The following is a 21,793-nucleotide window of genomic DNA, read 5'->3' as shown; positions in this document are numbered from 1 at the left end:
ACTGGCTGAACCTTAGACCTGTTACAAAAAAAGCTACTGCTGGCGCTACACTCAAGACAGTTCACTCGGAACGCATGGCCCATGACCGATCTCTTCGATCGCCTTCGACGGCGCGAGTACACCGGCGAGAACCGATGCTGGCCGTGTACGATCACCAACAGCGTCCTGCTGGCCGCTCTCGTCGGCACACTCTCCCTCTTGGGTCGACGGACCATCGCCAGAGCAGTTGCCGTCGTCGGCACGGCAGCGATCGCCCTTCGTGGCTACGTCGTGCCGTACACGCCGCGATTCGCGCCGGCGCTCGTCGCCGCGCTCCCAATCGCTCCGTTCGATCACGGGCAGCCAGCCGCCGCCAGCGGGTCGCTGTCGGACTCGAGTACCACAGCCGACACAGCCGACGGGACGACCAGTGCAGCCGAGCCAACCGGCGAAGACGTTCTCAGGACACTCCTCGAGGCCGGTGTTCTCGTCCCCGAGGGAGACGACATTCGGCTCGCAGACGACGTTCGCGACGACTGGCGACGCGAGATGCAAACGCTTCGAGAAGCGGAACTGGCCACGCTCGCACAGGTTGCCGACAGTCAAACCAAGTCGTCGGTCGAGGCCCGTGCGAGCCGTAACTGGGGACGGCCGGTGCTCGTCCTCGAGCGTGAGGGGGGCGCTCCCGTCACGCTTCGGCGGAGCGTCGCCGTCACCGAACTCGCCGCCGTGTGCGCCCTCGAGTCCCACGTCGATGCCGCCCCGGTTCGTCGCGCCGCCGGCCGACCGATGCGCTCGCTGCTCGAGCACTGTCCGCTCTGTGACGGTCCGTTGACTGTCACGCAGTCGAGTTGCTGTGGTGAAACGACGCCAGCTGGTCAGACGCCGTCGGAAAAGCTGATCTGTCCCGCCTGTGACGAGCGGTTTTTCACGTTCGACGACGCGGAACGCTGAGCGTGTTCAGTCTTCGAACGACGTCACAGCCGCTCGAGTCGGCAGCGCCGTCATCGCGCCAGCAGCCGTCGTCGCGGCGGCACCGACGGCGTTGGCGAAGGCGAGCGTCTCAGCCAGATCACGATCCTCGCGCAACCCAGCAATAGCGCCGGCGACGAAGGCGTCCCCCGCGCCGGTCGTGTCGACGACGTCGGGCTCGTAGCCGGGGTGGGACGCTGTGCCCGCCCACGGCGTCCCGTCGTCGGCGACAGCAATCGCCCCCTCACTGCCGCGCGTGACGAAGACGACCGACGGGCCGGCCGTCATCGCGTCTCGAGCGATCGCTTCGGCGGTGTCGCCCTCGAAGCCGAGTCGCTCGAGTTCGCCCGCAGTGGCTTTCAGCACGTCGACAGTCGCGAGTGCGTCGCGGACGACGCGTCGGTAGGTGTCGTCGTCCGCCCACAGCTCCGGGCGCTCGTTGGGGTCGAACGAGACGGTACAGCCTCGTTCAGTGGCCCGCTCGAGCAACTCGAGGGTCGCTGCTCGAGACCGGCCACTCGAGAGCGTGACGCCGCCGACGTGGACCCACTCGTGGTCCGCGAGAACGTCGTCGTCGATCCGTCCTGGCTCGAGGCGCGTGTCGGCGGTGCCGTCGCGATAGAATGAGAACTCACGGTCGCCGGTTTCGTCGTGAGTGACGAAGGCGAGTGAGGTCTTCGCATCGGGATCCAGTTCGACGTATCGATCCGAGAGGCCATGATCGCAGAGCGCATCACGAAGGTACCGACCGAAGGGATCGTCGCCGACCCGGGTCCAGAACGTTGGCGTGTGCTCGAGTCGAGCGAGGGCCACGGCGACGTTTGCAGGTGCGCCGCCGGGTCGTCGTTCGAACTCCTCGACCGCGTCGATCGGGCCTGAAGCAGCCGGGAGGAAGTCGATCAGCGTTTCGCCGGCGATCAGTACGTCGTGGGACACGCCGCTTCGTTCGCTGTCCCTCGGATAATGTGTTCCGAATGCATACGAGCGACGAACGGGAACGAAGACGACCAAAACGCGAGCGCGTTACTCGAAGCGACCCTGGAAGACGATCTCCGATATGGGCTTGCGGCCACTCGGCTGTTCGCGCTCTTGCAGTTCCTCGGGCAAGGTCTCCGGCGGTGCGCGCTCGCCGACGGCGAACATCGCTTCGACCGCGAACTCCTCGGGGACGTTCAGTTCTGCGGCGGCGCGTTCGTAATCGAAGCCTGCCAGCCCGTGGACTGCGAGGCCGCGACGGGCACCCTCGAGGGCGAGGTTCTCCCACGCCGCGCCGGTGTCGAAAGAGTGGACCGGCGCTGGCTCGCCGTTGTGATCGAACGTCGTTTTCGAGAGGATGACGGCGAGAACGCCAGCGTTGGCCGCCCACGCGTTCCCTTCGCTCAGGAGATCGACGAACGTCTCCCACTCGTCGTCCTCACGTGTCGCATAGACGAACCGCCAGTGCTGATTGTTGTACGCCGAGGGAGCCCAGCGTGCGGCTTCGAACAGTGGGAGAAAGTCGTCTTCCTTGAGCGGTTCGCCCGTCATCGCACGTGGCGACCAGCGGTTGACAAAGAGTGGATCGATATCGTAGTCGGGGCTGCGGTGGTCGGCGACGTCCTCGTCGAGTTCGCGTCGGGTCGGAACTGTCTCTTGCATCAGACACTCGTACGGCGACCACACATATGTACATTCTTGGACATATGGGTTACCAGGTGACATCGATGTCGTCGAAACATGTCGACAGTGGCCATGAAACAACGACTCAACCTACAATCTTACATGTCAACACAAGCATGTGCGTGCTCGAGTCAAGCGGACGAACGCAGCCAGAAACGGAGTGAAAACGAGTCCGGACGACCCAGCGTTGTGCTGTGTCGCGAGTTGTGAGTCGTTAGTCGTCTGCAGGTGCGGCGGTGTCGCGTTCGATGTCGATGGTTCCCTCGTCGAGTTGGGCCTCGACGTTGCGGGCTGCTTCGACCATGTTCGCCATCTTGCCGTAGGCGACCTCACGGGGCAGGAGCTTCACACCACAGTCCGGCGAGACAACGAGCTGTTCTGGGGGAACGACCTCGAGACCTTTCTTGATGTTCTCCTCGATCTGTTCGACAGATTCGACCTCGGCGACGTGGACGTCGGTGACGCCGAGTGCGAGATCCGCGGTGAACTCGGGGTCTTTGAAGACGTCGAGCTGGTCGTAGTCGCCGTTTGCGAGCTCGAGGTCGAACTCGTCGACGGGGAACTCCAGAATTTCGGGGTAGATCCGGGAGTAGTCGCCGTAACAGACGTGGAGTCCGATGCGGACCTCCTCGGGAATGTCGGCGACGATCTGCTCGAGCGCTTCGCCGACGATGGCGTGGTCGTCGGGCGTCGTCGCGAGGGCAGGTTCGTCGATCTGGATGTAGCGTGCGCCGGCGTCGACGAGCTTTTCGATCTCCTCGTTGACGAGGTCTGCCAGTGCGAGCGTGAGTTCGTCGTCGTCCTCGTAGGCCTCGTTGAACGACCAGTTGGCGAGCGTGTAAGGGCCCGTGATCGGGACCTTCACCGGTCGGTCGGTTGCCTCAGCAGTGAACTCGTACTCGTCGACGAGCCAGGAGTCGGTGTACTCGACCTCGCTCACGACGGAGGGCTTGTCGAAGTAGTTGTGTCCCCACACCTTGACGGGGCCGTTGAACTCGTAGCCCTCGATGCGGTGGGCGAAGAACTCGACCATCTCGTTTCTGCGCATCTCGCCGTCGACGACGGCGTCGAGCCCTGCGCGCTCGTGTTCGTTCGTGATGAGGCGGGCAGCGTCGTCTTTTGCTTCCTGGTAGTCGTCCTCATCGAAGCCGTGGTCAGGGTCCTGATACAGCTCTTTGGCACGGTTGAGCCACTTGGGCTTCGGGTAGGAGCCGACGACAGTCGTCAGCAGAAAGTGGTCGTTCTCGTGATCCTCCGGTCGGAACTGGTCTTTGTTCTCGTTTACGCTCATGCGACAGTCACCTCTGCGAGATCCGCAGCTTCGGCAAGCACCTCGAGTTTCTCCTCGTATTTGGCGTATGGCAGGTAGAACGTCTCCGTGTTCGTCGTCAGGTAGACGGTTTCGAACTCGGTGACCTGCAACTGCTCTTCGACCCAGTCGACCCGGTCACGGATCGCTTCGGGGTCTTCGACCAGCGTGTTCTGGCCGTCGGCGAGGCCCAGCGAGACGTTGTCAGGTGCGCCGTACTCCTGAATGTTGTAGATGTTGTCGTCCTGATTCGAGACGAAGTCGAAGCCGACCGCGTCGATATCCGCATCGAGCAGGTGGGCGTACACCTTCTCCTCGAGTGCGCCCCAGTAGGGCTGGACGACGACGTCGGCGTCCGTCGCGGAAGCGACCTGATCGATCGCCTCGCTTGCGCGTTCGTCTGCGCCGTCTTCGGGTGCGTTTTCGACGAGCGAGGGCTCGAGCAAGAACAGCGTCTCGACGTCCGGGAAGGCGTCGACTTCGCCCGCGAGGAAGTCGGCGATCGCGCCGAGGAACTCGGCTTCGTCGCCGTACTGTTCGTCGGTGGCGAGATCAGCCAGCGAGTACGGGCCGGGGAGAACCGCCTGCAGGTCGTCGGTCAGCTCCGACGCGGCCTCGAGTTCGCGTGCAACGTCGCCGGAGAAGTCGAGTTCGCCCTGAACGACGGGGTCGCGATAGAAGTTGTTGTTGTCGTAGTAGCGGACGATTCCCTGTGTGTCGACGTTGTCGTGGACGGCCAGTGGGTGGGCGAGCATGTCGTCCCAGCGCAGTTGTCCTTCGACGACGCGGTCGAGACCGGCGTCTTGCTGGGTCGCGATCACTTCCTCGCGTGCTTGTTCGTACGCCGAGGAAATCTCCTCACCCTCATCGCCGCTGATGAGGTCGTGTTTCTGGTGTCCCTTCAGGTCCGAGAGATCGTCTTTCGCCCAGTCCGGGAGCGGAAAGAGCCCCGGCGTGGTCGAAACGTACTCAGTCATCGTGGGAGCGGCTAGGCTATACCGACGCTTAATATTTTCCATCCATAGTAATGCATTACAGTAATTTTTGCAGGTTTCTTCGCGTTTGGCTACGCATTCGCGATTCCTGTGAACACGGGGCAGATGGGGTTTCTACTCGAGGGCGACGAGCGCGTACTCGCCGTCTTCGACTTCGGCGACGACGTAGAGCACGCCGTTGTCGATGACTGGACCAGGACCGACGCGACCAGCGAACGTCCGCTCGAACCGGAGCGCCGGCCCGTTGCTTGGATCGTCTCGAGGTGCCGGATCGAACGCTCGGAGTCGATCACCGCCCACGAAAACGGTCTCGCGGCCGTACGCCGGGGCTGTGTGTTGCCAGCCGCCGACATCGTGACTCCAGTAGCGGGTTCCGTCGTCGGTACCGAGCGCGTGGAGCGTTTCGGCGCCCCGGACGAAAACCCGACCGTCCGCGACACAGATACCACGTTCCGTCCAGCCGGTGTCGGCCGACCAGTACGCCTCGTCCGCATAGCCGTCCTCGTCGGTCAGCGCGTACGTCATCCCGTCCCGACAGCTGACGTAGATCGTGTCCGTGTCCGCGCTCGGTGGTGCCATCGGGACGGCCGGGAGTTGCCATCGCCGTCCCCCCATCCCACTACCCTCACTGAGCAGGTAGACCATCCCCGCCTCGGTGGCGACGACGACCCAGTAGCCCATAACGAACGCGGCGTGGTCGAGCACCTGTCCGAAGACGTCGCGTCGCCACTCCTCCTCGCCGGTCTCGGCCTCGAGTGCGACGACGGTTTCGCCCGCGCCACAAATCAGTCGATCCCCGGCGTAGGTCGCCGGGCCGGTCACTCGCCCCGGCACCTCGAACTCTCGTTCCCACAGGGGATCGCCGGTGTCTGCCTCGAGTGCCTGGACGGTATCGGCCGACGAGACGTAGACGACTCCGCCCCGAACCAGCGGCACCGCTCTCGCGTCCTCGAGCGTCCACAGTTCGTCGCCGCTGTCGGCGTCCAGCGCGCGGAGACGCGACTGGGCCTCAAGCAGGTAGACGGTCCCGTCGGCGACGACGGGTTCGTGGTAGGTCGTCTGTGCGGTCTCGACGCGCCAGCGTTCGGATACCGCTTCGACTGGCGCCTCGCCGTCCGCGACTTCACGAGTGTTGGCGGCATTGCAGCCGAAACTCGACCACCTCCCGTTCGCGCCGAGGATGTGTCGCCCGGGATCGGGCAGGTCGTCGACGCCGGCCGGCGGCGGGTCATCGGGCGACGGAGCACCGCCCAGTCTCGAGCAGCCGGCGAGTGCGGCGCTTCCGGCACCAACGGCCGAGAGAAACGTTCGTCTATCGGAGGGCATTATGTCATCCCATTATAGTCAGATTACAAATTGTTTTGGAAAGTGAGCTGTATCCACCTTGATCGGTGACCGTGAGAGATAGCTCCTCACCGGAACAATTTGAGCACCGTCAGCGTCTCGAAGGGAAACGACTCGTCGGCGACGGCAACGGCGCTAAACCCTTCCTCACCGGCCCGTTCGACGACCTCGTCGACCCCCGTCAGACTGCTAACGAGCAGGTAGACGACGCCGTCGGGAGCGAGCACGCGACCGACGTTCTCGAGGAACGGATCGATGACGGCCCGGCCGTCCTCGCCGCCCGACAGCGCGTGTTCCATCCAGTCGTCCCACTCGTTTTCGGGATCCGTCGGGAGATACGGCGGGTTGAACACGACCGCGTCGAACGCCCCGTCGGCAAACGGCGCGACCAGATCGGCACGCACCGTCTCGACGCCCTCACCGCGGGCTTCCCGAACCGCGTGCGGGTTCAGATCCGAGGCGATCACGCGCACTGGCGTCTCCTCGGCGATTCGACCCGCGACGTAGCCCGAGCCCGTGCCGACCTCGAGGACGACTTGATCTTCGTCAGCGGGCAGTCGCGCACAGGCTGCCTCGGCGAGTAGCTGTGAGTCCTCCGCTGGCTGATACACGTCCGTCTCGATCTCTCGCTGCTCTCTGAGTGTCATTAGTCGTCTTCTGGTGTCATCTCGTGGTGTGGTTCTCGGTTCTTCTCGTGGGTGTCGGATGAGTGCTCGTCCGTCGCTCGCGTCCTGTCATCAGCGACCTGAAAACCACCGGTTTCGGCCCGACCGGACAGTTCACGCTGTGGGTAGGGGATCTTGATCCCTTCGTCGTCGAACGCCGTCTTGATGGCGTGAATCGCGGTTGTTCGTGCCTGTGCCTGCCGTCTGGCGCTCGGGTTGTCGATCCAAAAGCGCACTCCGAGGATGACCGCCGAATCGGCGAACTCCTTGGTGACGACCTGTGGCGACGGGCCGTTCAACGACTCTTCGAGAGCAGTGACTTCCGCTTTCGCGATTTCGGCGGCTCGCTCGACGTCGGTCGTGTAGTCGACACCGACGTCGATCTCGATCCGGAGTCGGCCGCGTTTCGAGCGGTTCATCACCATACTCGAGGAGATGAGGTCGTTAGGAACCATGATGTACTCGCCGTCGAACGACTGCACGCGCGTGTTGACGATCGAAATGTCGGTGACGATCCCCTCGTGGTCTTCGACCTCAATCCAGTCGCCGATCTCGAACGGGCGATCGAACATCAACACGAAGCCGGCGATCACCGTGCCAAGCGTCTGACGTGCGGCCATACCGACGACGATCCCGAGAAATCCGGCCCCGACGAGCAGGCCACCGAGATCTTCGACCCAGACACCGAGGATGATGACGAGCGCCACCGACCAGATGATGACCTGTGAGATCCGATGGGTGACTTCGCGCTGGTGGGCCGTGACAGCCGACGCAGAGCCGAGGAACTCATCCAACACTCGTTTGACAAACCGCGTGATGATGAACGTCCCAATGAGGAGAATAAACGTCACGACCGCCTGGACCATAATCCCTTCACCGAGCCCGAGTTCCTCCGAATAGATCGTATAGATCTCGCCGGTCAGATCCCACACGCCGAGCACGACGGCAAGTGTCCCAGCACAGGCCCCGATGAGAACCGCTGTCGACAGAATATCGCTGTACAGCGGCTTGGTCCGCTCGTTAAGCCAGTCTTGCAACTGCCGATAGGAGAGCAACACGAGCAACAACACGCCGACCGCTGCGATCGTCACCGCGATCCGGAGATTCGGCCCGAACGCGTCCGCCAATCGGTCGAGTGCAGTCAGTATCACGGACATCGGTTGGTGTTCGTCTCTCGAGCGAATGAGCCGTGCAGCTACGAGTATCCGTCGGTCGGATGCGACGCTGCGAACAGTTCACAAGCGGTCGTTCGACCGACTCATACGAGCTGCTGTCCGTCCGTTCCGGCGCGACTGTGTTCCCGCGGTCGCTCCGGGACAGGGACAACAGACCGTCTCACTGCCCGTCGCCGATCTCGCTCACATTGGCAGCGAGTTGGGCCAATGCCGCAAACTCAGCGGGGGCCATCGCACCGGCCCGCTTTTGAAGGACGTCTTCGCCAGCCGCCTCGACGACTGCATCGGGCTCCTCGAGTCCCGAAATGTGTGCCGTGTTCCGAATCGCGTTTCGGATCGTCTTCCGTCGCTGGGTGAACAACGCCTTGACGAATCGGAGGAAAAACTCCTCGTCGTCGACTTCGTAGTCAGGATCGCGTGGCTCGAGTCTGACGACCGCGCTCTGGACGGCTGGCGGTGGTGAGAACGCCTCCTTGGGGATCGATTCGACGAGTTCGGCGTCCGCATAGTGCTGGGTCGACACCGAAAGCCGGCCGTACTCGGGGGTGCCCGGTTCAGCCACCATCCGTTCGGCGAACTCCTGTTGGAACATCAAAACGAGTGGGCGCTGTTCCGGCAGCAAGCGGAACGTGATCTCACTCGAGACGCCGTAGGGGAGGTTCGAGACCGACGCGGTAAACGGTGGCAGCTCCACCTCGAGCGCGTCGCCCTCGATCACGGTCAACCGCCCTGCAGCGATCTCGTCGGCGAACTCCTCGCGGAGGAACGCGGCCAGCGTGCGGTCGCGCTCGACGACAGTCAGTTCGTCGGCGATCTCGAGCAGTCGATCCGTCAGCACACCCGTCCCGCCGCCGATCTCAAGCAGATGCGTGGTGTCGGCATCGAGCTCGGGAAGGTATGTCGGTAGTCGGTCCAGCACGCGATCGTCGACGAGAAAGTGCTGGTCGCGGTCCGGATCGCCACGGACGCCCGCCCGGGCGATGAGTCCGTCTGGATCTCTCATTGCCGCCGCTATGGTGGGGATCGGTGTAAACGCACTGTCTTGGCGGCAGGAAAACTGGTTACTGTTCCTGTTCGGCCCGGCCGACGAACGTCTGATATTTGAGGTCGTCGTCGCGCAACTCCTCGAGAATGCGTTCGACCAGGATCTCGTCTGGATCGTGCAGCCCGGAAACGCGTTCGGCGAGCTCGTCGAAGCTCTCGAACGGTTTACGCTTGCGCTCATCGAGGATGCCGTTCCGGAGTTTCTTCCCGATCCCCGGCAGCAGATTCAGCTGGTGGAGACGCAGCGTGATCGGCTGGGCGTTGTTGTAGAAGTCGACGAACCGCTGTTCGTTTTCCTCGACTAAGTCGGCGACGACGTACTCGAGTTCTGACTGGGCACCCGAGGAGAGGTCATCGTACTCGACGCGGTGGGACTCGGTGACGATGTCGCGTTTTTCACGCGGTTCGACGATGACTTCGCTCCCGATGGTGAGCCGCTCGTCTTCGTCGAAGGCTACCTGATAGAGCTGGAAGTCGTCGACGCCGAGGGCGTAGCCAGCCGGCGACTTCTCGTACTGGGGGCGACCATCGTCGGAGAGCCCGTGCGCGAGATAATCCAACACGACTGCGCGTCGAACGTCTGTCCCATCGCTGTCGGCTTCACTCATTGGGGTATGGTACGGCGACGGCGTACTTAAAGAGTCGGCCCGCCGTCAGGCGTACTTCGCGATGACGTTGAGAATCTCGTCGAGTTCCTCCCCTGACAGCGAGTACCGCTGCTGTGCGTACACCGATCGGAGTTCGGGTCGGTTACGCGGCAGGAGGTTGGCAATCTTATACGCCGTCGCTTCGTCGACTTTCTCGATCTCCTGTAAGTCGTCGACGAGCTGCTGGGCTTCCTCGGGCTCGAGGACGGTAAACCGGTTGACGTGTTCGATCGCTCGTGCGAGTTCGTACCGCAGTTCGCGGTCCTCGTCGATCGCGCGTTCGGCTTCGATGTCGGCGAGTAGCTCCTTTGTCTCCGAGATCGTCAGGAACTCCTCGTCGACGATCTCTTTGAAGATCGTCATTCCTGGCTCAGATCCGGCTCTTTTCCTGGTTCTGAGCGCGCATGTGCGCGGCAGTGACGATCAGCGTCTTCTCTTTGCCACGGTCGTTAATCTGGACTTTGAACGCGTCGCCCTGTTTCCCGACGACTTCGCCGGTTAGACCGTCGAAACGTGGGTGGTAGCGTCCATTTGGAACGCTCGGGTCGATCTTCAGGTGGACTTTTTCACCCTCCTCGTACTCCTGGATCGCTCGCTGTGGCGGCGAGGAACCACGGTCTCGAGGAGCGTTCGCGAGTTTTCTACGGGATCCCTGACGAGGGCCATTAGAGTTCGGCATAGTCGTACGCCCCTCTTACTTGGTGATGGTTATAAAATGCACGTCTTGCGCTCACCGTTTTGTGATTGCCTCGGACCACCGGCTGTCTCGAGTCCGGACGACGTCCGATTCCGATCGAAAATTCGGGCTCAATCCGGACGAACAGCCCTTTGAGCCCGGCGGTCCTCGCCTCGAGTATGGAAACCGACGAAGAGCGCGGCGCAGGCGTGCACACGCTCCCATTGACAGTCGACTACGGCGGGCAGACGTTGACGATCACACCCACCGCCGTTGAGACCGACCGCGGCCTCGTCCTGATCGACGTCGGCCCGGCTGGCGCTGTCGACGGCATTCGAACCCATCTCCGATCGCTCGGCTACGAACTTGCGGACATCTGGCTCGTCGTCCTGACACACCACGACGGCGACCACGCTGGCGGCCTCAGTGAACTGCTCGAGGCCGTCGACGCGGTCGTCGCGACCCACCGCGAGGAAGCCCCGTTCGTGACAGGCGAGCGCGACCCGATCAAAGGCGACGGCGACCGGTACCCACCAGCAGCGGTCGATCTGGAACTGGTCGACGGCGTCCGCATCCCAACCTTTGCGGGCCCGATTGAACTCATCGAGACGCCTGGCCACGCGCCCGGACACTGCTCGCTGTATTTCCCGGCGGGGAACCTGCTGGTCGCCGGCGACGCACTCGTCGCAGACGGCGACGAGCCGCTGTCGGGCCCGAAAGAAGAATTTACGCCCGACATGGACCGCGCACTCGAGTCAGTCGGCACGCTCGCGACGCTCGAGATCGACCACGTTGTCTGCTATCACGGCGGCTACGTCGATCGAGGGAGTGATGCAATTCGAGAGATCGCCGAGCGACGAACCGACTGAGTGACACCGGCCGCCGCGCCAGCTCACTCTTTGACGATGTGTCCATCGAGGTAGTTTCTGGTTTTGTCGGTGGTCGACTGGGTTCGCTTCAGAAACGTACAGACGCGATCGCCATCCTCGCGCCGATCGGCCTCGATCTCGATCGTCAGGCCCTGGCCGTCGAGATGCTCGAGTAAGACGTCGACGGTCTCCGGACTGGCCCGGACGGTGTGGCGCTCGCCGACAGCGTCGCCGTCGGCGACGGTGTCGATCGTCTCGCGCATCGAGAGGAGGATCGCCTCGCCGAGTTCGTGGGCGCGTTCGCGGGCGACGGCGTCGGATTCGTCCCACTCGATGCTCTGGAACCCTTCCCGAATGAGTCGCCGGAACATGAACGGCTGGCCGTAATCGAACGGGAGCGAGAACGCGTAGGCGAGATCGCCCTGATTCGCGGCCGACGTCGTATATTTTAACTGTGCCGTGCCGTCCGGCGATTTCATGATGACGCCCTCGCGGCCGTCGGCGTCTAACTCCTCGATGATACGTCGAATCTCGGTCGCTGCCTCGTCGACCTCGAACTGGCCGAACAGTCGCGTCTGTGGAACGTCGAACGTCTCGTAGCGCTCGCGACGAATCTCGACGGGCAACGGCTCGCCCGACAGACGGTCGCGCCAGTCGAACGCTCGGAACGCGAGCGAGTCGACCTCTGGGTAGTCGTGGGCCGTGTAGGGGTTTTCGGGCCCGATCATCTCGCCACAGACCATCGCCTCCGGATACTGCTCGAACAACGCCTCGAGATCGACCAGTCGCTCGAGGATTCGGGTCGTAAACGGGCAGACCATCCCGCTTCGAGAGAACGCGAGGCGCTCGCCGTCGAGGCGAACGACCCGGACGTTGTACCCGTTTAATTTCTCTTCGACCGCAATTCGTTCGCCAGGATGGTCATCGAACCATTCTGGAATCCCTGCTGAAAGGACGAGGGTTCGTGGCACCTTCGGGAAGCCACGGACGACCGTGCCGTCGATCAGAGTGGTGCCGCGCTCGACTCCGCGACGGTAGTCCGGGACGTGTTGGTACTGGCGTCCTTCGTAGGTCCGCTCCTCGAGGTGGTTCTCGAGTTCCTCGAACGCCGATTTCCCCATCCCGAGCAATCTGTGGTACTCGGTATCGCTCATACAGTATCAGTACACCACGAAGCGGGAAGAAACACGCTCCAAAATGGCACATATATGAACAGAAGGACCCCTGTTGGGCCGCTACAGCCGACCCGAGGCGATCGGCGACGGTCTCCGAAGAAGGGTTCGAAGCGGAATTCTCATCGGTGTCCGGTCACAAGCCTTCCCGTATGCGACTCGAACTTCGCGTCTGTCAGCACTGTCTCGAGGGCGACGACGGCCACGGCGGCGAGCAGAAATCGCTCCTTCTTCAGGACATGGTCAACTGTGCCGAGAAGATCCAAGAGCACAAAGACGTCCTCGACCTCGAGGCCGTCCACATCCGGCGTGTCCGTGACGACGAGCAGGGGAAACCGGAGGCACTGCCGGTCGTCGCCGCGACGATCCAGAACAACCAGATCGTCCTGAACGATACCCAACTCGTCGCGGAGGGCCAGGATGGAAACATGTTGCTGTATGCGAACCCGGACGACATCCTGACGGTGCTTGCGGGCAACGTCGACGAGATCAGCAAGGCCGTCCACGAAGACGTTACTGTCGACCTCTCGCCAACTGGCGCGGAGATCATCTCCGAGGCCGGTCTCGGTGCCGATCCCGAGCGCCAGCCGACCAACTGAGACGGCTCTCTCAGCACACTCCACTTATTTGTCCGCTCGAGTCGAACACACTGGTATGTCCACCGAGGCGTTCAAACAGCGGTTCGTCCTTGATACCTCGCTCTTTCTCACCGAGGACATTCGTCGGCCCGAGGAATCACTCCAGGACGCTGTCTGCCGCTTGCTCGAGTTGATCGCCAACGCGCGACTCAACCTCGGCATCTCCTGTTATATGCCGCCGACGATCCACGACGAACTCACGACGATGCTCGAGGCCCGCGATGTCGACGACGAGGTGTACTCGAAGTTGAACACGTGGGTAATCCGCAAACACCCCGATCGGTATGCGGTGTCGATCCCCGCCAACGTCGTCTACAGCTTCGTCGACGAGATGAGCAATCGCGTCGACCGCGGACTGCGCGTCTCCGAACAGGCCGTCCGGAAGGCTGAACAGACCGAAGACGAAGTGCTCGAGGAACACGACCACATGACCGAAGTCGACGCCGTCATCTCGAACCTGCGCGACAAATACCGGTCAGCGATGCGAACCGGCGTCCTCGACTCCCGTGAGGATTTCGACCTGTTGATTCTCGCCCGGGAACTCGAGGCCGGCGTCGTCACCGAGGATAAGGGGATCATCGGCTGGACGGAAGACTTCGGCCTGCGCTACATCCGTGGCCGGGAGTTCCCCGACCTACTCGAGCAGTATCTCACTGCGGTCGAACCCGACTCGAAGCGAACGATCGACTGAGACGGACTGCCGTCGGTCAGTTCCGGCGCGACCGCGTGCCGCCTGTGGTCGTGTCGGGAAACAGAGACAGCAGACCGTATGACCCTCTCCTCACGGGTCGGCAGGTGGGCACATGAGACAGACTCTCTCTTGAGAACAGATAACAAAATTCGTGCCACCCAAACACACATTTTCACACATTTGTCACCTAATTTCCCTACTTATTTTTCATGCACGTACTCAATAGCTGTAACTATTGCACAGGTGGCCACCCTTATCAACAGTCCAGCGGGTAGCAACGGTCATGGATAGACGACAATTTTTGAGCGGCGTCGGTGCAGCGTCTGCAGTCTCACTTGCTGGCCTCGCCGGCTGTCTCGGTGACGGAGAGCGAACCTGGATGATCCCCTGGTCCGAAGGCGGCGGGACCGACACCTACGCTCGCCAACTGGGACCGCTGATGGAGGAGTCACTCGACGAATCCGTCATGATCGACAACCGGCCGGGCGCAGGAAGCCTCGTCGGGATCGAATGGCTTCACGATCAGGACGACGACGGCTTCACCTTCGGAACGGTCAACACCCCAAGCTGGCAGTTCGCCTGGCGGCTCGAGGACACCGACAACTGGGAGCCGACCAGTTTCGAACCGATCGCCTACTCGGGCGTGTTCGGGTACACGATCATCGTCAACGACGAACACGAGATCGACGACTTCGGTGCGCTTCGGGACGCCTACGCAGACGGCGACCTTGAGAACTTCGCGTTCCAGGGTGCCGGCCACGACAGCCACATCGTCTCCTACCTGCTCAGAGATGAGTACGACCTCGAGTGGGACAACATCGTCCCGTACGATGGGGGTGGCGAGGTCAACGAAGCGGTGATCTCCGGGGAGGCTCCTGCCGGAATCGCGACGAACACGTCCGCAGCCGACGTGGAAGCGACGGGTAACGCCAGCGCGGTCGTGAACCTGATGGACACCGACCTCGAGGCGTTCCCCGAGATCGACCAGATCACCGACTACGGTGAGAGCCTGTCCTACATCACCGAGTTCCGGCTGACACAGGTCGCGCCGCCGGGAACGCCCGAAGACGAGCGCCGAGAACTCGCCGACGCAATCGAATACGCAGCCACGCACGAAGAGACCGCCGAATGGGAAGCAGAGACCGGGAACGTCGTCGAGTACGGTGGCGTGGATGACGCTGCCGCGGATCTCGAGGGAGCCGTCGACGCACTCGAGGAAAACATCGATTTCGAGGCGTTCGAACAACGGATCGAAGCGGACGCGGAGTGAAGCGAGCTGCGGTTCGAGTCTGAAACGTCCACACCTGCTCGTCGGACGCTCGCCGCGGCACGCGTCCGTGACCCGTTCATTTCTCCACAGGGCGGGTTGAGACTGGGCCAAAACTGACGCACAACAGTCGATGGCCGGCGATGCCGGGAACAGTCCCCTGCCGGCCTCGTTTCGACCGCCAGGAGTTCAGTTAGGGATCGACCTCGCTCGAGCGGGCGCTCGCCGCCGCCGAGCCGTTCCGATCCCGGACGAGCAGCCAGCACGAGGATAGGAATCCGATAGCGACGGTTCCCGCCAGAATACCGAAGGCGATCCGATACCCGAACTGGGTGTAGGCGACGGTGCCGCCGACGGTCTCGCCCGTCTGATACGCATCGAGTGCCAGCCCCATCACCATCGGGAGGACCGTGCCGCCGACGAACCCTGCCGTGTTCACCGTTGCCATGGCGACGCCGCTGGCGCCAGCGGGATATCGCTCTTTGACGATCGACAGCGAGAGCATCGCCGCGCCGAAGAGGAAGCCACAGGCCAGATAGGCGACGGCGATGACCGCAAGCGGTGGGCGGCCGAAGACGGGAATCGTCGCAAGTGCAACTGCGAACAGTCCGATTCCAGCCGTCATCGGCACCAGACGTCGCTCGAGTCGGTCGGAGAGCCAGCCGATCGCCGTCGGGCCGAACAGGACCCCGACCGAGGCGAGGAGGGTGAAGTAGGAGGCCGTCGTCACGTCGAGTTCGTAGACGACGACAATATACGGCACCCCCCACATCCCCACGAGCGTCAACATTGCGCCGTTTCCCGCAAAGAAGACGATCGACAGCAGCCACTGATCGATATCGCGTGCGAGCGCCCGGAGGTGACCGCCCAGTTCCGCTAACGTGACTGCGGGCTGTTCCGGGACGCCTGCAATTGGCTCGAGGCCAGCAGCGGCCGGCGACTGGCGCGCGAGGACGAAGACAGCACCGGCAGCGACGATTCCGACGAGCCCCAGCGCGAAGATCGTCGGCCGCCAACCGACCTGCTCGACGGTGACTGCCAGTGGCGTCGTCGCGAGGATTGCGCCAAGGCCAGCGATGCTGCCGGTCAAGCCAGTCATCGTCGCGAACTCGTCAGCGCGATACCAGTTCGCACAGAAGCGAAGAATCGAGACGAAGATGACGCCGCTGCCGAGACCGATGAGCGCCCGTGAGACGAACGCCGTAAGATAGCTGTCGCTCATCGCGAAGCCCACAGCCCCGAGACTCAACGCGAGGCCGCCAATCGAGCCGACGTAGCGCGGCCCAACCCGGTCGGCAAGCACGCCCGTCGGAATCTGGATCGCGGCGTAAATAAGGAAAAACGAGGCGTGAAGCGTGCCGAGCTGTGCCGCCGTCGTCCCGAAATCGGTGGTTAGCCGTTCCGACAGAACGGCCGTCGAGAGGCGGTGTAGATTGACGAGCAGGAAGACTGTCGCCAACGCACCCCACGCGAGCCACCGTCGTTTGGTGGGATCCGACAGCACGTTCACGCTGGACACGTTTCTCGAGTGGCGTGGTAAGCGTTGTGAGACTGGCAAGGCGTGCATGGGCTGACACCGGTCGCACGACCGACCTCAAGGCCAACGGCTCACCAGCGACGCAGTTCCGGGATGAAAAACGGTCCGGCTTCAGATGCGGCCGACGTTCTCGACGCCGACGCTTTCGACGCCTTCGACGTCTGCGAAGTTCTCTTCGACAGTCTCCGTCCCACCCGAGCCGTCAGGGACGATCACGGTTGGGTAGAGTGCGATGAGGCCGAACGCGACGTTTTCGCGCTCGACACCGTTGATTTTGGCGCCCTCAGGGAGTGCGCTCTCGAGGCGCTCCTGGAGTGCGTCCAGGTCGATTTCGGGGCTGTCCGGCATGACCTTGATTTTGGCAGCTACTTTTCCCATGCTCAAACCACCTTATGGTCCGGTGAAACCACAGTCGTTGCACTCATAGAGGTTGCTCTGCTTGCGGCATTTGGCACAGCGGTAAATCTGGGCGCCACAGTCTGGACACTTGAACGCAGCAGCGTTCGTGCCGGCGATGTTGATCCCACAGGAGACGCAGGATCGCGTGTTTCGATCGTCCGTCGTACTCATACCCGTCCTTTCCCGCCCGCCGTTTTTAACCGTTGTCTTTTGTGGGACTCGGGGTGTGTTTTCACAGACAGAGAACGCGCGTCTATATACATGAGGGTTCGCGCGCAAGAGATGCATGAGGTTCGGTGGCGTAACGCTTCCGAACCTCTGCCTCTGACATTCTGCTGGCGGACTGTAACATTCAAACAGAGCGGGATACTACTGTGAATGAATGCGTCTCGACGACTACATCGAGGATCTCGAGCCCGACGAGGAAGCCGAGCGACGGCGCCTCGCAAAGGAGAAATCCTACGCGATCACGGACCACATCGAGACGTTCGAACAGCGGTTCGACGACGCGCTCAGTGGCGATACCCTCGTGGGCTCGACGGCCCCCTCGATTTTCGTCGGGCGGTCGAACTACCCCGATATTCCCGTCGGGCTGCTCTCCCCCGTCGGCGACGAGGACGCCGCCGAGGAGTACGTCACCGACGGGAGCTGGTACCAGCAGGGCCACGGGATCACCGACGTCCTCCAGCGGCGGACAGGGCTGTTGAACTCGAGCAAGCACGCAAACGTCGACTCGCCGTCTATTGCGAGCCGGCTGGCCCCATCGGTACACGACAGCTGGGATGGCTTCGTCGGTATCCAGCGTGAGGTCGCCATCGCCGGTCAGCCGGTCGATCTCGAGATCGGGCTGGACGGAACGCCGGAGCTCGGTCTCGAGGCTGGAACGGATGTCGCGACACCTCGTGGCCCCCGTGCGAACGCCCGAAACGCCGAGTTGCGGGAGAACCCCTACGTTCCGAAACCGGTCAAAAAGACCTTAGAAGACGATGACTGGCAGGCACAGGGCGCGATGACCTACCTCTATCGCCGCGACTTCGACGTCTACGAGATCAACTCGATCCTCTCGGCGGGCGCACTCGGGGAGACGAAACAGCGCCGACTCGTCCCGACCCGGTGGTCGATCACCGCCGTCGACGACACGGTCGGGCAGTTTCTGCGCGGGCGCATCCGAAACGCGCCAAGTATCGACGAGGTACAAGTCTGGGCCAACGAGTATATGGGCAACCGCTACTGGGTCATCCTCGCGCCCGGCACCTGGGAGTTCGAACTCGTCGAGATGAAAGCTCCCGGCAGCATCTGGAATCCAAACCCCCACGACGACGTCTGGCTCCAGAGCGCAAGCGAGGGGTACGAAGGACGCTCGAGCTACGTCGAGGAAACTGCGGGGGCCTACTACGCGGCCCGGTTGGGTGTGCTCGAGCACCTCGAGTCGATCGGTCGGCAGGCCAAATGTCTCGTCCTACGCGAAGTCTCGGATGACTACTGGGCACCCGTCGGCGTCTGGCAAGTTCGTGAAAGCGTTCGCAACGCGTTCGAGGGCCAGTATGGTGAAGCAGAGACGTTCCACGACGCAGTAAACGAGGTCGCGACGCAGCTCCCGATCTCGTATGCGCGTCTCCAGCGCAAATCGGAGCTTGCAGCCGGCTTGCAGTCGAATCTGAGCGCCTTTTCGGGCTCAACGTAACAGTCCGGGCGTCGAACCACGGCTGCTAAGCCATCCGAACCCATCTGTGGCTGTATGTCTCTCGCGCTCGTCAGCGCCGAATTCCTCACCGCGATCGCGATGATTATCCTGCTCATCGGCGTTCCACTGTTCGTCATCGCCATCATCGCCGTCGTCACGGGCTATCTGCAACACGACGCCGAGCAGTATCTCGACGAGCTCGAGAACGATGCCCCGACACGAGAGGAAAAGTAGCTTACGCAGTCAGTTTGCGTCGTCGGACTCCGAGAGTCGTTGCTCGGGAGCAGGAGTGACGGTCGATGCCGCCGTCGATTGGGGCTCGGACGTGGGGTCGCTCTCATCGTCCTCGAGCGAGACGCGATTGAAGACGTTGAGGCCGGCCTTGAACACCGCGAGCAAGACGGGACCGAGGAACAGTCCCATGATTCCGAGCAGGTAGATCCCGCCGATAACGCCGACGATGACAACCGCTGGATGGAGCCCGGAGCCGCGGTCGACGAAGATCGCTCGCAGATAGTTGTCGACCACCGAGAGCACGGCGATCCCATACAGCAGGAGCAACACGGCACTGAACGGATCGTTTGCGATCACGAGATACCCCACAGCGGGCCCCCAGACGAGCCAGACGCCGATTGCCGGAAGGAAGGAGACGATGGTCATGATGACCATCCAGAAGGCAACGTTCGGCAGCCCGAGCAGGTAGAACCCGAGCCCGCCGAGTACGCCTTCGGCGACGGCAACGAGGACGTGGCTGTTGATGACGGCCCACGTGACGACGCTCACCTCTTCAAACAGTTCATCACGGATATGCGGGTCGATCGGGGCAACCTCGCCGAGCCACTCGACGAACGTGCGGCCGTCGACGAGCAGATAGTACAACAGGAAGACGAAGACGATCAGTCCGAGCCCCATCTCGACGCTGGTGTTGACCAGCCCGATCACTTCGAGCACGGCGAGTTCGACGGCTCCCGACACCGACGATTCGATCTCCGCGAGGACGGCTGTCTCGAGGGCCTCGAGCTGGTCTGGCTCGAGGCCGAACTCGTCTCGAGCGATGTCGCGAACGGTCTCGACGGCGATCGTCTCATCGGCGGTATTCAGAAAGGAGAGCAGCGTCTGCAGAACAATGACGGAGATGACGAGCAAGGGAACGAGCACGGCGGCAATGGCAAATCCCGTCAACAACAGCGCTGTGGGGCGAGGCCCAAGCCGAGGCCGTAAGCGCTCGTAAGCGGGGTAGAGTACGAACGCAAGGAGGGCAGCAGCCATCACGTACTGCAACAGCGGGGCGATCATCAGGGTCGCGATCACGCCGAGAACGACGAGGAGGAGGGCGAAAAACGCGGTTCGGACGTCCATACGAGACGGTGAGGCGTATCGTACGTAAACCTTGACATCTCGACGCTTGACATCGATCCGACGTCAGCGTCGTCGCTCGAGCCTCCAGCCAACGGCCTCAGTCCGTTTGTGCAGCCTCGGTTGCCTCGAGTTTCGCGAAGGCTTGCTCGGTGAGTTCGCCGGTCTCCTCGAGGATCTCGTCCCAGGCGTCGTTGTCCGGGGCCATCCCGAGCAAGCGGGCGATTCGCATGATCGAGACGTGATAGACGCGCTGGCGGCCAGGGGCTTCTTCCCAGATGACCATGTTGCAGGGGAAGAGCCCGCCGATCTGCAGCGACTGCTCGAGCGCCTTGTTTGCGATGGCGGGGTTGCAGGCGCCGAGGACGTAGTAGGGGTCGCGGTCGGCGTCGACTTTCTCGTTTAGCAGTTCCGACGGGGAGAACTCGACGGGGATGCCGAAGCCGGCATCCGTACAGACCTCGCGGACGTGCTCGATGGCCTCCTCGTGGTCCATCTCGAGGACGACCTGTTTCTCGCCGTACTCGTCCGGATCGATCGTGGCAGGGTCGATTGGAAGCGTCATACTCGAGACAACGCCAGGACCATACTAAAGCCTCGCCGTCCCAGCAGCCAGTCATACGGTTTCCTGGAGTCACTGACCGCCGATCGCCGATCCGTGCTGGCGATCGGCGAGACATCGGTACAGCAATCCGTATCACAGCGGGACCGGCAACCACTCGAGCCGAGCCAACACTGGCAGCGGATCGAACAGTGGCTCGTGTAATACGAGCCAGTCGAGCAAGACGAGCCCGGCTCCGTGGGCGACCACGGAGGGGAGAATCGAGTTCGACTGGTAGTCGACGGCACCGAAGAGGATATCCGTCGGTCCCGACAGCAGGAACTCGATCGGCGGTTTGCCAGCGTGATGAAACATGTAGACGACAGGGCTGATGAGCACCGCCTTGAAACCGATCTCTTTGACGCCGACACAGAGCAGGCCGCGGTAGTAGGTCTCCGCAGCCACTGCGAGCAGAAACAGCTGCACTGCGTGTGGGAGAAACGTTGCGAGCGCGCTCGAGGTCGGCCAGATTGGATAGTACGCACGGATCGTCGGCAGCGTCGATCCGATGAGGTAAAACGGCAGTACGAACAGGGAGAGTAAGACGGTGTTGCGAACGGCGACGCGGTTGATGTTCCAGCCGATATGGTTGCCGTGGGTCAGCCCCAGTGCGAGCGGCCCTCCGATCAACACCAGTCCGTCGAACACGGCCCGTCGCTCGAGTTCGGGCGGGACGTACTGCATCCACACAAGCGTCAGGACGGCACCGGTGAGTAGCGACTTCTGAAACCACGACAGGCGATCGAACTGATCACGAACCCAGCCGCCGGCGCTGCGTGCTCCTTCTGTCGCCACAGGTCGTTACTCGTCTGCGGTCGGAATCGGTCCAGTGCCGATAACGTCCCGAACGTGGGTTTCGAACTCCTGGTGGCGCTGGAAGTACGTCTCGTCGACTGCCTCGAGAATGCTCGACAGCGACTGTGGTCCATCGGGCGTTCGAATGACGCTGTCGCCCTCGAGACGGTCGACTTCGCTCTTTTCTTTCGGCCACGTCAGTCGCGACGTGACGCGGGCGAGGGGTGCGCCCTCGATTGGGGTCTGGTCTCCGAGCGTCACAGCCGGCTCTTCGTCGTCCTCGTCGCTCATACGCCTTCGTTTGCGAGCGCGTCGATTC

The 21,793-nt window shown here is 62.5% G+C and carries 26 protein-coding genes; 7 read left to right on the top strand and 19 right to left on the bottom strand.

Annotated features, from left to right (window positions below):
* Positions 1–81 precede the first annotated feature (81 nt).
* Complete coding sequence (locus ACERJA_RS09315; protein ID WP_373607923.1) at positions 82–933, top strand: hypothetical protein; 852 nt, start codon at positions 82–84, stop codon at positions 931–933.
* A gap of 6 nt (positions 934–939) precedes the next feature.
* On the opposite strand, the gene ACERJA_RS09310 is transcribed toward ACERJA_RS09315, so the two are convergent.
* From ACERJA_RS09310 to ACERJA_RS09260, 11 genes are all read right to left on the bottom strand, one after another.
* A complete protein-coding gene (locus tag ACERJA_RS09310) occupies positions 940–1,887 on the bottom strand; it encodes a carbohydrate kinase (RefSeq protein WP_373607922.1) in 948 nt (315 codons plus the stop codon).
* Between the two features lie 87 nt (positions 1,888–1,974).
* On the bottom strand, positions 1,975–2,589 hold the full coding sequence (locus ACERJA_RS09305) for a nitroreductase family protein (protein ID WP_373607921.1): 615 nt from the start codon (positions 2,587–2,589) through the stop codon (positions 1,975–1,977).
* 235 nt (positions 2,590–2,824) lie between these two features.
* Positions 2,825–3,901 (bottom strand): methionine synthase, encoded by a 1,077-nt coding sequence (locus tag ACERJA_RS09300; protein WP_373607920.1) that lies wholly within the window; start codon positions 3,899–3,901, stop codon positions 2,825–2,827.
* The gene (locus ACERJA_RS09295; protein ID WP_373607919.1) at positions 3,898–4,896 is read right to left on the bottom strand and encodes a 5-methyltetrahydropteroyltriglutamate--homocysteine methyltransferase; all 999 of its coding nucleotides are present in this window, start codon (positions 4,894–4,896) and stop codon (positions 3,898–3,900) included. Before ACERJA_RS09295 ends, ACERJA_RS09300 begins: the two co-directional genes overlap by 4 nt.
* A 132-nt stretch (positions 4,897–5,028) precedes the next feature.
* Entirely contained in the window at positions 5,029–6,240 is a 1,212-nt protein-coding gene (locus ACERJA_RS09290; protein ID WP_373607918.1) for a PQQ-binding-like beta-propeller repeat protein, read from the bottom strand.
* Between the two features lie 86 nt (positions 6,241–6,326).
* Entirely contained in the window at positions 6,327–6,905 is a 579-nt protein-coding gene (locus ACERJA_RS09285; RefSeq protein WP_373607917.1) for a HemK2/MTQ2 family protein methyltransferase, read from the bottom strand.
* Complete coding sequence (locus tag ACERJA_RS09280; protein WP_373607916.1) at positions 6,905–8,080, bottom strand: mechanosensitive ion channel family protein; 1,176 nt, start codon at positions 8,078–8,080, stop codon at positions 6,905–6,907. Before ACERJA_RS09280 ends, ACERJA_RS09285 begins: the two co-directional genes overlap by 1 nt.
* Positions 8,081–8,258: 178 nt before the next feature.
* The gene (locus ACERJA_RS09275; protein WP_373607915.1) at positions 8,259–9,101 is read right to left on the bottom strand and encodes a 16S ribosomal RNA methyltransferase A; all 843 of its coding nucleotides are present in this window, start codon (positions 9,099–9,101) and stop codon (positions 8,259–8,261) included.
* A 58-nt stretch (positions 9,102–9,159) separates the two neighbouring features.
* Positions 9,160–9,750, bottom strand: a complete 591-nt coding sequence (locus tag ACERJA_RS09270) for a DUF655 domain-containing protein (protein WP_373607914.1) — start codon at positions 9,748–9,750, stop codon at positions 9,160–9,162.
* A gap of 45 nt (positions 9,751–9,795) precedes the next feature.
* Positions 9,796–10,152 carry an RNA polymerase Rpb4 family protein gene (locus ACERJA_RS09265; RefSeq protein WP_373607913.1) on the bottom strand — a complete coding sequence of 119 codons (357 nt, stop codon included), beginning with the start codon at positions 10,150–10,152 and terminating at the stop codon, positions 9,796–9,798.
* Between the two features lie 7 nt (positions 10,153–10,159).
* On the bottom strand, positions 10,160–10,468 hold the full coding sequence (locus tag ACERJA_RS09260; protein WP_373607912.1) for a 50S ribosomal protein L21e: 309 nt from the start codon (positions 10,466–10,468) through the stop codon (positions 10,160–10,162).
* Between the two features lie 176 nt (positions 10,469–10,644).
* Here ACERJA_RS09260 and ACERJA_RS09255 point away from each other — a divergent pair, with 176 nt between their 5' ends.
* Positions 10,645–11,334, top strand: a complete 690-nt coding sequence (locus ACERJA_RS09255) for an MBL fold metallo-hydrolase (protein ID WP_373607911.1) — start codon at positions 10,645–10,647, stop codon at positions 11,332–11,334.
* 23 nt (positions 11,335–11,357) lie between these two features.
* Here the strand turns inward: ACERJA_RS09255 and ACERJA_RS09250 are convergent, their stop codons facing one another.
* Positions 11,358–12,488, bottom strand: a complete 1,131-nt coding sequence (locus tag ACERJA_RS09250; protein ID WP_373607910.1) for an RNA ligase — start codon at positions 12,486–12,488, stop codon at positions 11,358–11,360.
* 170 nt (positions 12,489–12,658) lie between these two features.
* Here ACERJA_RS09250 and ACERJA_RS09245 point away from each other — a divergent pair, with 170 nt between their 5' ends.
* The 3 genes from ACERJA_RS09245 (at position 12,659) to ACERJA_RS09235 (ending at position 15,105) form a co-directional block, all read left to right on the top strand.
* Complete coding sequence (locus tag ACERJA_RS09245) at positions 12,659–13,105, top strand: hypothetical protein (RefSeq protein ID WP_006067465.1); 447 nt, start codon at positions 12,659–12,661, stop codon at positions 13,103–13,105.
* A 55-nt stretch (positions 13,106–13,160) separates the two neighbouring features.
* Positions 13,161–13,835, top strand: a complete 675-nt coding sequence (locus ACERJA_RS09240; protein WP_006067466.1) for an RNA ligase partner protein — start codon at positions 13,161–13,163, stop codon at positions 13,833–13,835.
* A gap of 283 nt (positions 13,836–14,118) precedes the next feature.
* On the top strand, positions 14,119–15,105 hold the full coding sequence (locus ACERJA_RS09235) for a Bug family tripartite tricarboxylate transporter substrate binding protein (RefSeq protein WP_373607909.1): 987 nt from the start codon (positions 14,119–14,121) through the stop codon (positions 15,103–15,105).
* A gap of 190 nt (positions 15,106–15,295) precedes the next feature.
* On the opposite strand, the gene ACERJA_RS09230 is transcribed toward ACERJA_RS09235, so the two are convergent.
* From ACERJA_RS09230 to ACERJA_RS09220, 3 genes are all read right to left on the bottom strand, one after another.
* A complete protein-coding gene (locus tag ACERJA_RS09230; RefSeq protein ID WP_373607908.1) occupies positions 15,296–16,612 on the bottom strand; it encodes an MFS transporter in 1,317 nt (438 codons plus the stop codon).
* Positions 16,613–16,750: 138 nt separating this feature from the next.
* Positions 16,751–17,017 (bottom strand): elongation factor 1-beta, encoded by a 267-nt coding sequence (locus ACERJA_RS09225; RefSeq protein WP_006067469.1) that lies wholly within the window; start codon positions 17,015–17,017, stop codon positions 16,751–16,753.
* A 12-nt stretch (positions 17,018–17,029) separates the two neighbouring features.
* Positions 17,030–17,209, bottom strand: coding sequence for an HVO_2753 family zinc finger protein (locus tag ACERJA_RS09220; RefSeq protein WP_006067470.1), 180 nt, complete (start codon positions 17,207–17,209; stop codon positions 17,030–17,032).
* A gap of 211 nt (positions 17,210–17,420) precedes the next feature.
* Here ACERJA_RS09220 and nreA point away from each other — a divergent pair, with 211 nt between their 5' ends.
* Positions 17,421–18,722 carry a DNA repair protein NreA gene (nreA, locus tag ACERJA_RS09215; protein WP_373607907.1) on the top strand — a complete coding sequence of 434 codons (1,302 nt, stop codon included), beginning with the start codon at positions 17,421–17,423 and terminating at the stop codon, positions 18,720–18,722.
* Between the two features lie 54 nt (positions 18,723–18,776).
* Entirely contained in the window at positions 18,777–18,956 is a 180-nt protein-coding gene (locus ACERJA_RS09210; protein ID WP_006067472.1) for a hypothetical protein, read from the top strand.
* A gap of 9 nt (positions 18,957–18,965) precedes the next feature.
* Here ACERJA_RS09210 and ACERJA_RS09205 read toward each other — a convergent pair whose 3' ends face one another.
* The 4 genes from ACERJA_RS09205 to ACERJA_RS09190 all read right to left on the bottom strand — a co-directional run bounded on the left by ACERJA_RS09205 (position 18,966) and on the right by ACERJA_RS09190 (position 21,765).
* The gene (locus tag ACERJA_RS09205) at positions 18,966–20,081 is read right to left on the bottom strand and encodes an AI-2E family transporter (protein ID WP_373607906.1); all 1,116 of its coding nucleotides are present in this window, start codon (positions 20,079–20,081) and stop codon (positions 18,966–18,968) included.
* A gap of 97 nt (positions 20,082–20,178) precedes the next feature.
* On the bottom strand, positions 20,179–20,643 hold the full coding sequence (locus ACERJA_RS09200; RefSeq protein WP_373607905.1) for a DUF302 domain-containing protein: 465 nt from the start codon (positions 20,641–20,643) through the stop codon (positions 20,179–20,181).
* A 132-nt stretch (positions 20,644–20,775) separates the two neighbouring features.
* Positions 20,776–21,474 carry a type II CAAX prenyl endopeptidase Rce1 family protein gene (locus ACERJA_RS09195; RefSeq protein ID WP_373607904.1) on the bottom strand — a complete coding sequence of 233 codons (699 nt, stop codon included), beginning with the start codon at positions 21,472–21,474 and terminating at the stop codon, positions 20,776–20,778.
* 6 nt (positions 21,475–21,480) lie between these two features.
* Positions 21,481–21,765, bottom strand: coding sequence for a DUF5789 family protein (locus ACERJA_RS09190; RefSeq protein ID WP_006067476.1), 285 nt, complete (start codon positions 21,763–21,765; stop codon positions 21,481–21,483).
* Between the last annotated feature and the right edge of the window lie 28 nt (positions 21,766–21,793).

It is taken from the genome of Natronorubrum sp. A-ect3 (genome assembly GCF_041821125.1).
GTDB classification, from domain to species: Archaea; Halobacteriota; Halobacteria; order Halobacteriales; family Natrialbaceae; genus Natronorubrum; species Natronorubrum bangense.
The sequence above is the reverse complement of the archived record's forward strand: the minus strand, read 5'-3'. Positions and strand labels throughout refer to the sequence as shown.

Bases quoted from the DNA above. Each gene is read 5' to 3' on its own strand.
- ACERJA_RS09315 (WP_373607923.1), top strand. From the start codon at position 82: ATGACCGATCTCTTCGATCGCCTTCGACGGCGCGAGTACACCGGCGAG.
- ACERJA_RS09305 (WP_373607921.1), bottom strand. From the start codon at position 2,589: ATGCAAGAGACAGTTCCGACCCGACGCGAACTCGACGAGGACGTCGCC.
- ACERJA_RS09300 (WP_373607920.1), bottom strand. From the start codon at position 3,901: ATGAGCGTAAACGAGAACAAAGACCAGTTCCGACCGGAGGATCACGAG.
- ACERJA_RS09295 (WP_373607919.1), bottom strand. From the start codon at position 4,896: ATGACTGAGTACGTTTCGACCACGCCGGGGCTCTTTCCGCTCCCGGAC.
- ACERJA_RS09290 (WP_373607918.1), bottom strand. From the start codon at position 6,240: ATGCCCTCCGATAGACGAACGTTTCTCTCGGCCGTTGGTGCCGGAAGC.
- ACERJA_RS09285 (WP_373607917.1), bottom strand. From the start codon at position 6,905: ATGACACTCAGAGAGCAGCGAGAGATCGAGACGGACGTGTATCAGCCA.
- ACERJA_RS09280 (WP_373607916.1), bottom strand. From the start codon at position 8,080: ATGTCCGTGATACTGACTGCACTCGACCGATTGGCGGACGCGTTCGGG.
- ACERJA_RS09275 (WP_373607915.1), bottom strand. From the start codon at position 9,101: ATGAGAGATCCAGACGGACTCATCGCCCGGGCGGGCGTCCGTGGCGAT.
- ACERJA_RS09270 (WP_373607914.1), bottom strand. From the start codon at position 9,750: ATGAGTGAAGCCGACAGCGATGGGACAGACGTTCGACGCGCAGTCGTG.
- ACERJA_RS09265 (WP_373607913.1), bottom strand. From the start codon at position 10,152: ATGACGATCTTCAAAGAGATCGTCGACGAGGAGTTCCTGACGATCTCG.
- ACERJA_RS09260 (WP_373607912.1), bottom strand. From the start codon at position 10,468: ATGCCGAACTCTAATGGCCCTCGTCAGGGATCCCGTAGAAAACTCGCG.
- ACERJA_RS09255 (WP_373607911.1), top strand. From the start codon at position 10,645: ATGGAAACCGACGAAGAGCGCGGCGCAGGCGTGCACACGCTCCCATTG.
- ACERJA_RS09250 (WP_373607910.1), bottom strand. From the start codon at position 12,488: ATGAGCGATACCGAGTACCACAGATTGCTCGGGATGGGGAAATCGGCG.
- ACERJA_RS09245 (WP_006067465.1), top strand. From the start codon at position 12,659: ATGCGACTCGAACTTCGCGTCTGTCAGCACTGTCTCGAGGGCGACGAC.
- ACERJA_RS09240 (WP_006067466.1), top strand. From the start codon at position 13,161: ATGTCCACCGAGGCGTTCAAACAGCGGTTCGTCCTTGATACCTCGCTC.
- ACERJA_RS09235 (WP_373607909.1), top strand. From the start codon at position 14,119: ATGGATAGACGACAATTTTTGAGCGGCGTCGGTGCAGCGTCTGCAGTC.
- ACERJA_RS09225 (WP_006067469.1), bottom strand. From the start codon at position 17,017: ATGGGAAAAGTAGCTGCCAAAATCAAGGTCATGCCGGACAGCCCCGAA.
- ACERJA_RS09220 (WP_006067470.1), bottom strand. From the start codon at position 17,209: ATGAGTACGACGGACGATCGAAACACGCGATCCTGCGTCTCCTGTGGG.
- nreA (WP_373607907.1), top strand. From the start codon at position 17,421: ATGCGTCTCGACGACTACATCGAGGATCTCGAGCCCGACGAGGAAGCC.
- ACERJA_RS09210 (WP_006067472.1), top strand. From the start codon at position 18,777: ATGTCTCTCGCGCTCGTCAGCGCCGAATTCCTCACCGCGATCGCGATG.
- ACERJA_RS09205 (WP_373607906.1), bottom strand. From the start codon at position 20,081: ATGGACGTCCGAACCGCGTTTTTCGCCCTCCTCCTCGTCGTTCTCGGC.
- ACERJA_RS09200 (WP_373607905.1), bottom strand. From the start codon at position 20,643: ATGACGCTTCCAATCGACCCTGCCACGATCGATCCGGACGAGTACGGC.
- ACERJA_RS09190 (WP_006067476.1), bottom strand. From the start codon at position 21,765: ATGAGCGACGAGGACGACGAAGAGCCGGCTGTGACGCTCGGAGACCAG.